Source organism: Sphingopyxis macrogoltabida (assembly GCF_001307295.1).
Lineage (GTDB): Bacteria > Pseudomonadota > Alphaproteobacteria > Sphingomonadales > Sphingomonadaceae > Sphingopyxis > Sphingopyxis macrogoltabida_B.
Genome location: NZ_CP012701.1, coordinates 161307 through 174686, shown reverse-complemented (window position 1 = coordinate 174686; position 13380 = coordinate 161307). Strand labels below are relative to the sequence as shown.

Genomic DNA, 13380 nt, shown 5'->3' with positions numbered 1-13380 from the left:
AAAACACCCCTCCTGATGACCTGGCCCGGCCACTCGCCTGAGTGAGCCGGGCCTCTTTTTGTTGAGGAGCAGGCCAATGCGCCAACGACCCAAGCGCGACGTCGCGCAGGAAATCACCAATCTGATCATCGCTACAATCGAGGCCGGAACGCTGCCCTGGCGCCGACCCTGGAAGAAGACCGGTATGGGCGGAGCGCCGCTGCGCGCTGCAGGCGTCCCCTATACAGGGATCAACCGCCTCTATCTTTGGGCGGTCGCCGACCACTATGGATATGGCTCACGCTACTGGATGACCTGGCGCCAGGCCATCGAGCTTGGCGGACAGGTGCGCAAGGGCGAGACCGCCGAGCCGAGCATCTACTTCAACAGCACGAAGAAGACCGCGGTCGACCAGGCGACCGGTGAAGAGTCGTCGAAAACAATCCGCTTCATGCGCGCTTACAGCGTGTTCAACGCCTCGCAGATCGATGGCCTACCGCCCCATTTCTATCCGAGTCCGGTGCCCGAAGCGCCGCCGACGCCTTCGCAGAAGACCGCTGCCATCGAGCGCTTCTTCGCACCCGTCCCGGCTGATATACGCCTCGGCGGAGACCGCGCGTTCTACTCGCCGGGCGCTGATTACATTCAGCTTCCGCACCCCAATGTCTTTAACACCGAAGACGGATTCGTGGCTACGAAAGCGCATGAACTCGGCCATTGGTCAGGCCATGCCTCTCGGCTTGCCCGCGAATTTGGCAAGCGCTTCGGCGACAAGGCATACGCTTTCGAGGAGCTGGTAGCAGAGCAGGTGAGTGCCCGGATCTGCTACGAACTGGGCCTTCCGGCAGACCTCCACGAAAGCCATGCCAGTTATGTCTCGCACTGGCTGGAGATCCTCAAGGCCGACAAGACGGCCATCATCACCGCGGCCGCGAAGGCCGATCAGGCATTCAACCATCTTGCGGCCTATTCAGGCTACCAGAGCGAACCTGCGGAGGATGAAGGGGAGGAAGCCGATGAAACGGCGCCAGTTCCGGCTTGTGCTTGAGCCAGCCCCCGAGGAGGTCGTTCGCCTCACCCAGCTTCACCGTTATGCGGGCGATGTTGCAGGCCGGGGGAGGGCGCCCATTGGCGGTGTGCTGGCTGAGTATATCGCAGGCCTGTTTCCCCAGAGGGATCCACGCCAGGTGCTGGACGGTCTTCTCGGCAAGGGGGACGCCGGTTGGTCACTTGGTACAGCTCCGGGTCAAGGCCGAACGCTCATCATCCAGACAACCGAGGCGGGCGCTGCCGTCTCGGCAGTTGCGCGAATCCTCGAACAGATTGCGCCAAACACGCTCCTGCGACCGATGATCTACGAGCCGTTGCCGCTGCAGGGCCTAAGCGAACATCGTCGCAGCCTGCATTGAGGGAAGGGGGATGGGGCCATTGCATCTTGCAATGGAAAGGAAGCCTCATGTCCTGCGACATCGATTACCGTTACCGCCGCGCACTCCAGCCCGACGGGCTGACAACCTTCGAGAATGCGCTGCGGGCATTGAACGAGGCCGTCGATGATGTCCGCCTTGCAGGCCGGCAGGTTGGAAGCTGCCCGGCAGTGCTGCTCCTCACCCGCCACCTTCAGCGCATTGCCGACGGAAGGCCGACCGAATGTGAGGCAGACGACCAGGCGCTGCGGTCCCAGTGCATCGAACGCCTTGCCGAGCTCAAGCACAGACCGGCGATCATTGCGCTGGTCAAGCGCGGGATCGACTATCGTCCCGAAGAGCTGCGCCACTACCGGCGCGAGGGCACGCGCGCACTCCGCCAGATCGCAGCAGGGATCGGGCTCGATCACGCCGATTACCGCATCAGCTATTACACCTCACAGGAACAGCTCGCGGGCGAGCATGTGCTGGAAGCCGAAGGTATCTATGTCCGGATCAGCCCGGAAAGGTTCGGCGAGCCGGGTCTCGCCTGGCGCAACCCGTTCTGGAAACCGCCTGGCGCGGTGATGCGCAAAGCGCCGATCACCGCCCTTGCAGACATTCCCGCACTCACGGCGCGGATCGCGCGCGAATTGAAGATCGCACCTCCGGCGCAGCCGGGGCTCATCTGAAGGAGAACACGCATGGGCTGGCTTTACATGCACCGTGCCGGAATGGGGGGCTTCGACACTCCCAAGGCCTATCTCGACAATCAGCTCACATGGGAGCGCGAGAATGAAGAAACCGGCAGCTTTGAAGGATGCCGGGTCATCAGAAGCGTGTCCACAACCGGGGCCTATTACGCGGCTGTCCAGCGCTTTGGACCGAACAACCAGACCCACGCCATCTCCGCGGTGATCTGTCTGGTGCGCTGGAACCCCAAGGCCGCAGACGGCCTCCTGTTCGGCTATAAGGACATGGATGAAAACTCCGGGCCGGTGGAGGCCGGATGTCCCAGAAATATCCTCGAGGAGCTGGGGCCAACCAATCACCCTTATGCCCTCGACTGGCGCAACCGGTGCTACCGGCAGCTGCGGCTGAAGGAACGCAAGATCGCCGATGGCGACATGATCCGGCTGCCTGAACCCATGAAGTTCACCGACGGGAGCGAACACGCCGAATTCAGGGTGACAAAGCGCGGCGCGAAGATTGAACTCAGCACGCCCGATGGCCGAGGCCGGTTCCGCATCAGCAGATTGATGGAGCGCCGGTTCGAAGTCGTGCCGCCCAAGCGTGCGCCGCGCACATTCTTCCCGGCAACGCCGTAACGCTCGGGAGGTAACCCATGCTGCTTCAGAGCCTCGATCCCAGAAGGGCGATCCTGTGCGGACGCGCCAATGCCGAGCGCCTCGCCATCCGGATGACCGCAGATTCCGGGCAGAGCCATGCCGTGGTGAGGACGGACAGCAAGCTCCAGCCCTTCTGCGTTCTGCCTGCAGAAGAGGGCCTTCCCGGTGCGATCGAATTGCAGGTCGTGGTTTTGTAAGAGCGGGAAACGTCTGCGGCAGAACCGGAACACCTGCTGGGTCTGGCACAGCAAACCTTGATTACCGCAAAGATTGACGCTATATCGCGTCAGAATTCATGGGAAAGTGCAATGGCGATTCAAAACTACGCTGACAACGGCGCGTTTGCTCCGCGCAAGATCGTCGACGCGCTGCGGACCACCAGCGACGAACTCGCACGCTCGCTGGGCCTCGGCAAGGACGCGATCCAGCGCAAAGACCGGATCGCGTCCGATCGTACCCAGCGCCGCCTTCGCCAAATGGTCGAGGTGCTCAACAAGGTCGAGCCGCGCTTTGGCTCGGCCTTGCTGGCCTATGCCTGGTACCGCTCGGAACCGCTCCCGGGTTTCTCGGGCCAGACCGCCATGCAGCTGGTACAGAGCAACCGGGCCGATGACGTGTTGACCTATATCGACGCCGTCGACGCTGGCGTCCACGCCTAGTCCAATGCACTTTACCGGGCTGCTCTACCGCGCCCACAATCCGGTCTGGTCCCGCGAACCCCTCTCAGGGGAGGGGGCGGCCCGGTTTGGCGGACGGTTCAATCGCATCGGGCGCATCGCGCTCTATACTTCCCTCGCCCCCGAGACCGCGCTGCGCGAGGCCAATCAGGTTGGCACCCTCCAGCCCACCACGCTCGTCGCTTATCAGGCCGACATCGGACCGCTGCTCGATGGCCGCGATGCGGCTGCATTGCGGCATTTCGGTATCGCACCGGCTGAGCTCGCCGACCCGGCGTGGCGTGATCGGATGCTCTCAGGCAAGCCGGTCCCGACGCAGGATCTGGCGGAGGCCGCGATCGCGCAAGGCTATGCCGGCATCGTCGTCCCGAGCTACGCCCGCGGTGCCCCTGCGGACGCGCTCAATCTGGTCCTGTGGAGCTGGGACGGGCGCATCACGTGTGTTGATGACGACGACCGACTTGGCCTTCGCAATAACTGATGGCCGCTTATTCCTCGATCATCCCTCCAAGACCGGGATCGAGATACCACGATGGGCCTTCGGTAAAGTCGGCATTGCGGGCAGGAACAGGGCCATCAGGCCCTGAAAGACGCCCTGCAAGGTCTCATAGAGCTCGCGCGCTGAGTAATAAGCATCGAACGGCTCCACTCCGATCGAGGCATTGGCGAGCATGCGCTTGGTTGGACGGCAATTCGGATCAAGCGCCGCGTCGCGCAGCGTGACATCGAGGTCGAACTTGCCGATATCAAAGACCTTGTTCATTATTTGTGGGCTCCTGCAGATTATGAACATATCGTGAACAAGCGACAGGGTCAAGGCGTGATCATGCATGTGGCTGGTAGGTAAGGACACCACAGGAAAGACCGGCAGGGTCGCCATCAGTGACGAGCTGAAGGCTGCGCTGGTGCGCTGGTATACAGGCCGGGGCAGCGAGGCCGACCACCGCGCTTGCGTCTCACTGGTCTCCACCGCGCGAGAGAACCACAAGTGGATCGCCTGCGATTGCCTTGGGGCAGAGCGGCCACCGCCGCTGATGAGCGCGGCATATCTCAGTTTTCAGGAGACCTATTACCTCCGGCGTCTTACTTCACGGCCTGGCCACGATTCAGGTTGCCCGTTTCATCTACCGCAGGCGCCACCGCGCATCCGCGAGACCGTGAAGGATTCGCTTTATGCCATCGGCCTGCCAAAAGGCCTGTTCAGCGCACACCAGAAGGCACCGGAGAAGCTTGCGCAGAGGCCAGAGGACATAGAGCCTGACGATCGCTCACGCGGCGTCGCCATCCCGCGCCTCGGCAAGCTGCTCTGGCTTCTGCTCGAACGCGCAGGGTCGAACATCCTGCGCGAGTTACCGCCCAGTGGCAGGCGCGCAGGCTCGATCAGCGAAGAAATGCGCCACCTCAAGCGCGCTGCTCAGGGCCTCGACATCGCGCCGGGCATTCGGCTGTCGGATCATCTCTACACCAACGCGATCGATTACGAGAAACGGCGCGTCCATGCCCGATTGCGGGCTGCGGCCGAGACCTGGCCGCCCGAGTTTGCACCGCAGGCCTTTCTGCTTCTCGAAGCGAGCGAGGTCACATCCAGCGAGGTGGTGACGGGGCTCGGAACTGTCGAAATCCGCAATCGCATCCAGCACACCGGGATCATCCGGGCCGAGGTCGAGCCCCCGTTTCTGGTGCTTGCTGTCGTCGGCGAGCACAGCCGGCGCGAAGGATACCTTGCGCTGCGCGCCTATGCCCAGCCCGTCTTCAGCGGAAACCAGTTCGTGCCCGCCGAGCGCGACCATGATCGCGACGTGCTGCGCGCGCTCCAACAGGCCCAGTATGAACTGCGCCGTCTCGGTGTCAGGATGGCGGTCAAGAAGGTCCTCTTTGACATAACGCTGGCTGCGGGCTCAGCGAGGCCGGATTTCCTGGTGGCGCTGCTCGATGAGCATAGCGGGGTGGAGTGCAAGTTCGCGCTCCAGATCCTGCAGTCGGATGATGCTGACTATCTTGAGCTGCGCAGCATCGAGCGCGAGCGTCTCGGTCAGGCCGGGCTTGTCGTATCCATGGCCGTCAGCAGCGTGACGCCTGAGGCAATTATCAGCCAAGCCCGCCGCCTTCTCGAGTGAAGGGGAGGGGGAGGATGTGAGCGAACCGGAAGAAAGAGAGTTCGCTCATGACAAGCTTCGCTCCGTCGCCGCGCCCATCGACATCGATCTGGGGCGCCGTCCAGCAGGCCGATCAGCTTGGCCCGGGCATTTGGTCGGTGATGACCGCCAGCCACGGCGGCATCATTCTGTCCGATCAGAGACAGGCCGCCATGCCGCCGGCGCTACAGATCGAGGGCGGGTCCTACGAAGAAGACTGCGATTGGGCGCTCCCGATCCTTGCCTTTACCAGCGAGCTAGAACGGCAGGGCTCCTGCTCCGCGGGCTTCCTGCAGCTTGCCCGCGATACCGCCAAATGTTGGCACCCGGACCGCTTCAGCGCCTTCACCGGCGAGGCCGTAGAGGAGAATTCCTCTGCGATCCTGCGGACGCGTAAGGCCTACATCGCCGCGATCGGCGAATTCTGCGTGACCAGCGCCTGGGGCGATTGGGCCGAATGGGTGCCGGAAGGCAAAGTCGGCGTGATTGCCCGGCAAGTCGAGCGCGTCGATCACCTTGGCCGGCCAACTTATGGCGAGGCAGAAGTCTGCGCGCTGATCGCGAAGGACCTCTACGCCGCGCGCGGCGAGGTCACGGCGCTGCGCGATACGGCGCACGAGATCATCCCGATGCCCGATGCCCTGCGACCGAAACGAGTGGGCTGAAGAGCTCGCCGAAGGCCGCCCGGCTATGGCCAGGCATCGATCCGCCGATCTGGAGGGAAGGGGGAGGGGAAGGGCGAACCAGTGCGATGAAGGACCCTTTGCCATGAACCTGACAGTCATCCGACCCAGCGTCAGCCCGAAGACGATCACCAAAGTCACGCGCCTCTTTAACGGAACCATCGGCGATATCCTCGGCGAGCTCCTCCAGAACAGTCGCCGCGCTGGCGCTTCCCGGATCGATATCGCCTGCTGCGCGGATCAGGACGGAGCGCGCCTGACCCTTGTCGATGATGGGTCCGGGGTAGCCGATCCCCAGACCATGATTGCGCTGGGGGATTCGGGCTGGAGCCAGCACATCCATGAGGCCGAAGACCCGGCAGGCATGGGTGTCTTCAGCCTGGCGGGCAAGGATACCCGGATCAGCACGCGTCATGCCGATGCCGACACCGGATGGTCGGTCCATGTCCCAGCGGATGGCTGGACCGGTGCGCAGGACATTGCCGTGGTGCCCCTGGCTCGCCCGGTTGGGACGACCATCACCTTCCTGATGCCCGGGGTGAGCGAGCAGACGACCGAGCGGATTCTGCGCGAGGTCGCGAAGTTCTACCCGCTGCCGGTGTTCTTCAATGGCGCGCACGTGCCGCGCGAGGACTTTCTCGCAAAGGCGATCTACATTGCCGAGTGGAACGGCAGCCAGATCGGCGTGTTCGAGGGGCGCGAATACCACCAGGACCCCACGACGAATTTCCATGGGATGGCGCTCACCCGCAAGCTTGCCAGCGTCTCGGAGAGCCTTGGCGGCAAGACCTACCCCCACATTCTCCAAGTAAGTCGCTGATTTCGCTGTCGTAATCGTGATATTTCGCATATAAATCATGGCGTTGACGGCTGCGAGGGGCGCGTTTCATGGATCACCTGGAGGGTGCGGGCTTGGCGCGGGGAGATCGGGTTGATTTCGACCGCCGTGTGCGTCTGGAGTTCCGTGGTGCGCAGATCAGTTCAGACGGTGGCCTGCTGGTGATGCGCGAGCTTGATGACGTGCTCGGCCTGTCCAATCTGGCGTCGGAGGCGCTGCGAGACAGCCGCACCGGGAAGAACACGCTCCATCGGCTTGACGGATTGTTCCGGCAATCGGTGTTCGGACGACTGGCCGGATACGAGGATGTGAACGATGCCGACCGCTTGGCCCTCGATCCCGTGATGCGTCAGGTCGTTGGCGGCAGGGCCGTCGAGGCGCAAGCTGCTTCGGCATCGCAGATGGGACGGTTCGAGACCGAGACGCTGGCTCTGGCCGCGAACCGGGCGGCGCTGGCCGATCTGAACGGCCAATGGATCGACCGGTTTCATGACCGCAACGGGTTGAAATACATCGTGCTGGACATGGACAGCTCGGTCAGCCCCACCCACGGCGATCAGGAAGGTACTGCCTGGAACGGGCATTTCGACTGCACCTGCTATCACCCCATCTTCTTGTTCAACCAGTTTGGCATGCTGGAGCGCTGCGCCCTGCGTAACGGCAATGTCCACAGCGCCGATGGCTGGCGGGATGTCCTTGATCCCGTCATTGCCCGATATGCTGGCCGCGACCTTGGTGGACGCTTCTTCCGGGCCGACGCTGCCTACGCGATCCCCGCGATCTATATGCGGCTGGAAGAAGCCAGGTTCTTCTACGCCATCCGTCTGCCCGCCAACGCCGTCTTGCGCGAGAAGATCGCGCATCGGCTGACACGGCCCGTGGGACGGCCTTCGCTGACCAAGGTCAAACGGTTCTTCGAGGACTTCGAGTATCAGGCGGCGTCCTGGGACAAGCCGCGCCGCGTCATCGCCAAGATCGAATGGCATCCGGGCGAGCTGTTCCCCAAAGTCGGCTTCATCGTCACCAACCTGCCGATGGAGCCAGACTGGGTGGTGAGGTTCTACAACCAGCGCGGCACCGCAGAGCAGCACATCAAGGAAGGCAAATATGCCTTTCGCTGGACGCGGCTGTCATGCCGGAAGTTCCGGCACAACGAGGTGCGGCTGCAACTGCACGCGCTGGCCTACAACCTGGCAACCTTCCTGCGCTGCATCGAACTGCCCGAGGCCATGGCGGACTGGTCGTTGACCAGCCTGCAACTCAAGCTGATCAAGATCGGCGCCCGCGTCGTCCGCCACGCCCGCGCCATTACCTTCCAGTTGGCCGAGGTCGCCGTCACCGGCCCGATGGTGCGGGCCGTCCTTGCCGCCATCCGCCGTCTTCGAACGCCTCCGTCATGCGCATGACCACGATCCATGCCCAAGCTGAACGAAAGCGGCAGGACAGGTCCGTCTGCCGCGCGGAAAAGCGGCTCTGCCGGGCCAGAATGCTGCGGGTTCGAGGCTTGATCCACCCGACTTCGGCCGTTTGCGCGACGACAGACACCGCTCGGGGCGAAAAACGCTTGCCCAGCGAGCAAAATCAGGCGATCTTGAAGTCAAGCGGCGGGCCACTTGGGGAATGTCGGCTTTTATGTATTGGAGGCGCCGATGGAGGCCTGGAATTACGCCAACCTGTGGGAGAGCGTGGCGGCGGCCGCGCCGGACCGGCCCGCCCTGATCCAGGGGCCGCGGGTGGTCAGCTACAGGGATTTCGACCGCCGCGCCAACGCGCTCGCCCGCCGGATGCTGGAGGCGGGCGTGTCTCACCAGTCGAAGGTCGGCGCCTACCTCTACAACGCCCCCGAATACCTCGAGAGCTACTTCGCCGCCTTCAAGGCGGGCCTGGCGCCCTTCAACATCAACTACCGGTACGGCGGCGAGGAGCTGACCTACCTGCTCGACAACGCCGACGCCGAGGTGGTGGTGTTCCACGCCTCCTTCGCAGCGACCGCGGACAAGGTGCGCGGCGGCCTGCCGAAGGTGAAGCTTTGGCTCGCCGTTCCCGAAGCTGGCCACCCGGTCCCGGACTGGGCCGAGGACTACGAGGCGATCGCCTCGGCCGGCGCCGAGCGGGCGGTCGCCCCCTGGGGCCGCTCGGGCGACGACATCCTGATGATGTACACCGGCGGGACCACCGGCATGCCCAAGGGCGTGATGTGGCGCCAGGAGGACCTCTTCAAGAGCCTGGGCGGCGGGGCGAACCTGCTGCTGGGCCTGGGACCGCTCGAGACGCTCGCCGAGGCCGGCGAGCGCGTGAAGGCCGTGGTCGCCAGCGGCGCGCCGCAGGCGGTGACGATGGCCGTGGCCCCGCTGATGCACGCCACCGCGCAGTATACTTCGCTCTGGGCGCTGAACGCCGGGACCACCGTGGCCGTGCTGCCGTCGCGCAAGTTCGACGCTGTCGAGCTGTTCGACGAAGTGGACCGCCTGGGGGTTTCCAGCCTGATCATCGTTGGCCTGGCCTTCGCCGCCCCGATGCTGGAGACGCTCGACGCCAACCCGGGCCGCTGGAAGCTGACCAGCCTGCTGGGCATCGTCTCCTCGGGCACGATGTGGAGCGCCGAGAACAAGCAGGGCCTGCTCAAGCACATGCCCCAGGTGACGCTGATGGACTCCCTCGGCTCCTCCGAGGCGCCGGGCCTCGCCGGCTCGATGGCCAACGCCGCCGCCCCGGCCCAGACCGCCAAGTTCGCGGTCGGCGCCAACGCGGCGGTGTTCACCGAGGACGGCCGGCGGGTCCAGCCCGGGTCGGGCGAACGCGGCCTGCTGGCGGTCGGCGGCCACACGCCGGTCGGCTACTACAAGGACGAGGAGAAGTCGGCGAAGACCTTCCGGGTCTTCGAGGGCCAGCGCTACTCCGTGCCCGGCGACTGGGCGACGGTCGAGGCCGACGGGACCATCACCCTGCTGGGCCGAGGCTCGCAGGTGATCAACACCGGCGGCGAGAAGGTCTTCCCCGAAGAGGTCGAGGAGGCGCTCAAGCGTTTCCCGGGCGTGCGCGACGCGGCGGTGGTCGGGGTGCCGGACGCCCGCTTCGGCGAGCGGATCTGCGCCGTCGTCGACTTCGTCGGGGACCGGGCGCCCACGCTTCAGGACCTGTCGGGCCACGTGAAGTCCATCCTGGCCGACTACAAGGCGCCGCGCGAGCTGGTGCTGGCCAAGGTGGAGCGGGCGCCGAACGGCAAGCTCGACTACCGCTCGGTGAAGGAGATGGCGCTGAAGGCGCTGGCCGCCCCGGCCACCTAACAAAAAAGTAATGAGCGAAGTTGGGGCCGGGCGAGGCATGGTCCGCCCCAACTATGCATCATCCAAGGTGTTTTTCTTCATGAAGACCTTTTGGCTCGGGGCCGCCGCGGCGGCCGCACTTGCCATCGCCGCCCAACCGGCGGCCGCTTTCGACCGCGCCCACGCGGGCCTGCTGGAGGCCGAGACGGCCGGCGGCGGCGGCGGCGGCCCGCAGCTCTCCGAAGCGCCCCGCATGGGGACCTGGGGCTTCGACCTGTCCGGCATGGACCGGGCCGTGGAGCCGGGTGACAACTTCTTCCACTTCTCCAACGGGACCTATCTCTCGAAGATGGAGATCCCCTCCGACCGCTCGCGGTTCGGCGTGTTCGACGCGCTGAACGAGCTGTCGGTGAACCGCATGCGGACGGTGCTGGACAAGGCGGCCGCCAATCGCGCGGCGACGGGCGAAGAAGCCCAGATTGGCGCCATGTACCGCAGCTTCATGGATGAGGCCGGCGTCAACGCGCTGGGCGCCAGGCCGCTGGCCCAGGACATGGCCGCGATCCGCGCCGCGAAGAGCCGTGACGACATCGCCCGGCTGATGGGCGCCTCGATGAAGAGCTTCGGCGGCTCCTTCTTCTCCGCCTACATCTACGACGACGCCAAGGAGCCGGAGCGCTACGCCGTCTACCTCGGCCAGGCGGGCCTGGGCCTGCCCGACCGCGACTACTACCTCGTCGAGCGATTCGCCCCGCAGCGGGAGAAGTACGTCGAATACATCACGCGGCTGCTGACCCTGTCCGGCTGGGAGAACCCGGCCGACGCCGCCAAGCAGATCCTGGCGCTCGAAACCGAAATCGCGAAGGTGTCGTGGACCCGGGCCGAGCGGCGCGACGACGACAAGACCTACAATCCCTACGAGGTCGACCAGCTGGCCGCGTTCGCGCCCGGCTTCGACTGGCGCGCCTTCATGGAGGGGGCGGACCTGGGCGGAGTTAAGCGGGTCATCGCCGCGGAGAACACCGCCTTCCCGAAGATCGCCGCGATCTACGCCGGAACGCCGCTCGAGACGCTGAAGGCCTGGTCGGCCTTCCACCTGGCCGACAACGCCGCGCCCTACCTGTCGAAGGATTTCGACCAGGCCTTCTACGAGTTCCGCCAGAAGACCCTGTCCGGTCAGCCGGAGCAGCGGCCGCGCTGGAAGCGGGGCGTTTCGCTGGTGGACTCCCAGATCGGCGAGGCTCTGGCCAAGCCCTATGTGGCCGCCTACTTCCCGCCGGAGAGCAAGGCCAAGATGGAGCAGCTCGTCGCCGACCTGAAGTCGGCGATGAAGGCGCGCATCGAGAAGCTCGACTGGATGAGCGCGCCGACCAAGGAGAAGGCGCTCGACAAGCTCGCCAAGTTCAACGTGAAGATCGGCTACCCCGACAAGTGGCGCGACTACACCGGCCTGCGGGTGGTCGAGAACGATTTGTACGGCAACGTCGAGCGGGCCGCCGCCTTCGACTGGGCCTTCCGGGTGAACCGTCTCGGCGGACCGGTCGACGACGAGGAGTGGGGCATGACCCCGCCGACCATCAACGCCTACTACTCGTCCACCAAGAACGAGATCGTCTTCCCGGCCGGCATCCTGCAGCCGCCCTTCTTCGACCCGAACGGCGATCCGGCGATCAACTACGGCGCCATCGGCGGGGTGATCGGCCACGAGATCACCCACGGCTTCGACGACCAGGGCCGCAAGAGCGACGGCGACGGCCGGCTGACCGACTGGTGGACGGCCGAAGACGCGGCCAAGTTCCAGGCCCAGGCCAAGAAGCTCGGCGAGCAGTACGCCGCGGTGGAGATCCTGCCCGGCGCCAAGATCAACGGCGACCTGACCATGGGCGAGAACATCGCCGACCTCGGCGGGCTGCTGCTCGGACTGGACGCCTATCGCATCTCGCTGCAGGGCAAGCCGGCGCCGACGCTGGACGGCCTGACGGGCGACCAGCGGGTGTTCCTCGGCTGGGCGCAGGTGTGGCGCGGCAAATACCGGCTACCATGCACGGCTCGATATCGGGGCCACCCCGGGCCTTGCCCTTGTGCTCCCGGCGCGCAAGGAATTCGTCGAGAACGCCGCCTTTGCGGCGCTGCAGGTAGCGTGCAAGCGCACGATCTATTCCGCGCTGGCGCACAGAGGCCAGCACCGGCTTTCCTTCGAGAACTGGAAAGAAGCGCGCGATTTGGGGGTCGCGCTGCCGGAGGCCGACCCCTGCCTGCCCCGCTGGCATGCGGCCATCGCGGAGAGCGACAACGTCAATGTCGAATATGAGGAGGTCGCAGCAGGTGCGGAAACGATCCTTGTCGCGGATCTTGAGCCCGATATTGCACAGGGACTGGAGCGCGCGCTGCGCGAGCACCCTTTGCGCCCGCACCTCGTCGAGAACCATCCTGCCTACGCAGGCTATGGCTGGTATGACGCGCTGCATCAGCTCGGCAACGTGCGCTTCTATGTTTCAGCCGGGGAGCAGGGCCACGTCATCGCCGAGAACGGCAGTTTCCCGCCGCTCGATGACCATGTGCGTGCCGAGACGATCGAACTGAGGTTCTGCGTCTTCCACCGCGCCAGCGAAACGCAGCGCGAGGAACGGATCCCGGCAGATGTGGCCTTCGTCGTGGATGAGGATGGCTGGTACAGCGGTGTCAATCAGATCCGCATCGCCTATGTGCCGGGTCCGGCGCTGACTCCTGAAACGCTGGTCGATCTGATCGAGAACGTCTGTTTCTGCGCGAGCGACGACAGCGAGGCAGATTCTTGGGACACCCAGCACGAGCACTTCTTGCGCGATGCGCGCGAGCTCGCGGCCCGGGTGCTGCTCGGCGAAGAAGAGGCCATTGCGGCACGTATCCGCGACACGCTCGCCGGCATCCTGTGGGTCATTCCCAAGGATCGGCAGGTTGCTATTACCGTCGCCCCCGGGACCGCGATCGATGTTCAGCTGTCCGCTTGTCAGCCTGCCGGCTGAGGCCCGCGAGGCCTTCCGGTTGCCCGCTGATCGCCCCTTTGA

Annotated in this window: 15 protein-coding genes; 14 read left to right on the top strand and 1 reads right to left on the bottom strand. The window is 64.9% G+C overall.

Annotated elements, in window-relative coordinates:
• Positions 1–76: 76 nt before the first annotated feature.
• The 7 genes from AN936_RS23030 (at position 77) to AN936_RS23000 (ending at position 3892) form a co-directional block, all read left to right on the top strand.
• A complete protein-coding gene (locus AN936_RS23030; RefSeq protein WP_054590616.1) occupies positions 77–1027 on the top strand; it encodes an ArdC family protein in 951 nt (316 codons plus the stop codon).
• A complete protein-coding gene (locus AN936_RS23025; protein WP_054590615.1) occupies positions 996–1388 on the top strand; it encodes a hypothetical protein in 393 nt (130 codons plus the stop codon). Before AN936_RS23030 ends, AN936_RS23025 begins: the two co-directional genes overlap by 32 nt.
• A gap of 47 nt (positions 1389–1435) precedes the next feature.
• The gene (locus AN936_RS23020) at positions 1436–2077 is read left to right on the top strand and encodes a hypothetical protein (RefSeq protein ID WP_054590614.1); all 642 of its coding nucleotides are present in this window, start codon (positions 1436–1438) and stop codon (positions 2075–2077) included.
• Positions 2078–2089: 12 nt separating this feature from the next.
• The gene (locus AN936_RS23015) at positions 2090–2713 is read left to right on the top strand and encodes a DUF6927 domain-containing protein (protein WP_054590613.1); all 624 of its coding nucleotides are present in this window, start codon (positions 2090–2092) and stop codon (positions 2711–2713) included.
• Positions 2714–2730: 17 nt separating this feature from the next.
• On the top strand, positions 2731–2931 hold the full coding sequence (locus AN936_RS23010; RefSeq protein ID WP_054590612.1) for a hypothetical protein: 201 nt from the start codon (positions 2731–2733) through the stop codon (positions 2929–2931).
• 111 nt (positions 2932–3042) lie between these two features.
• The gene (locus tag AN936_RS23005; RefSeq protein WP_054590611.1) at positions 3043–3393 is read left to right on the top strand and encodes an antitoxin Xre/MbcA/ParS toxin-binding domain-containing protein; all 351 of its coding nucleotides are present in this window, start codon (positions 3043–3045) and stop codon (positions 3391–3393) included.
• A gap of 4 nt (positions 3394–3397) precedes the next feature.
• Complete coding sequence (locus AN936_RS23000; protein ID WP_054590610.1) at positions 3398–3892, top strand: RES family NAD+ phosphorylase; 495 nt, start codon at positions 3398–3400, stop codon at positions 3890–3892.
• An 18-nt stretch (positions 3893–3910) separates the two neighbouring features.
• Here the strand turns inward: AN936_RS23000 and AN936_RS22995 are convergent, their stop codons facing one another.
• Complete coding sequence (locus AN936_RS22995) at positions 3911–4174, bottom strand: hypothetical protein (protein ID WP_054590609.1); 264 nt, start codon at positions 4172–4174, stop codon at positions 3911–3913.
• Positions 4175–4241: 67 nt separating this feature from the next.
• Between AN936_RS22995 and AN936_RS22990 the strand changes: the two genes are divergently transcribed.
• From AN936_RS22990 to AN936_RS25200, 7 genes are all read left to right on the top strand, one after another.
• Positions 4242–5528: a hypothetical protein gene (locus AN936_RS22990; RefSeq protein WP_149037837.1), complete on the top strand. Its 1287-nt coding sequence runs from the start codon at positions 4242–4244 to the stop codon at positions 5526–5528.
• Positions 5529–5575: 47 nt separating this feature from the next.
• A complete protein-coding gene (locus tag AN936_RS22985; RefSeq protein WP_054590607.1) occupies positions 5576–6211 on the top strand; it encodes a DUF7007 domain-containing protein in 636 nt (211 codons plus the stop codon).
• 103 nt (positions 6212–6314) lie between these two features.
• Positions 6315–7049 (top strand): ATP-binding protein, encoded by a 735-nt coding sequence (locus AN936_RS22980; RefSeq protein WP_054590606.1) that lies wholly within the window; start codon positions 6315–6317, stop codon positions 7047–7049.
• A 68-nt stretch (positions 7050–7117) separates the two neighbouring features.
• Positions 7118–8473: an IS1380-like element ISPme1 family transposase gene (locus AN936_RS22975; protein ID WP_011997539.1), complete on the top strand. Its 1356-nt coding sequence runs from the start codon at positions 7118–7120 to the stop codon at positions 8471–8473.
• Positions 8474–8716: 243 nt separating this feature from the next.
• Positions 8717–10354, top strand: coding sequence for an AMP-binding protein (locus AN936_RS22970; RefSeq protein WP_054590649.1), 1638 nt, complete (start codon positions 8717–8719; stop codon positions 10352–10354).
• A gap of 37 nt (positions 10355–10391) precedes the next feature.
• A complete protein-coding gene (locus AN936_RS22965) occupies positions 10392–12644 on the top strand; it encodes a M13 family metallopeptidase (protein ID WP_054590605.1) in 2253 nt (750 codons plus the stop codon).
• Positions 12556–13338, top strand: coding sequence for a hypothetical protein (locus AN936_RS25200; RefSeq protein ID WP_054590604.1), 783 nt, complete (start codon positions 12556–12558; stop codon positions 13336–13338). Before AN936_RS22965 ends, AN936_RS25200 begins: the two co-directional genes overlap by 89 nt.
• The last annotated feature ends 42 nt before the right edge of the window (positions 13339–13380 follow it).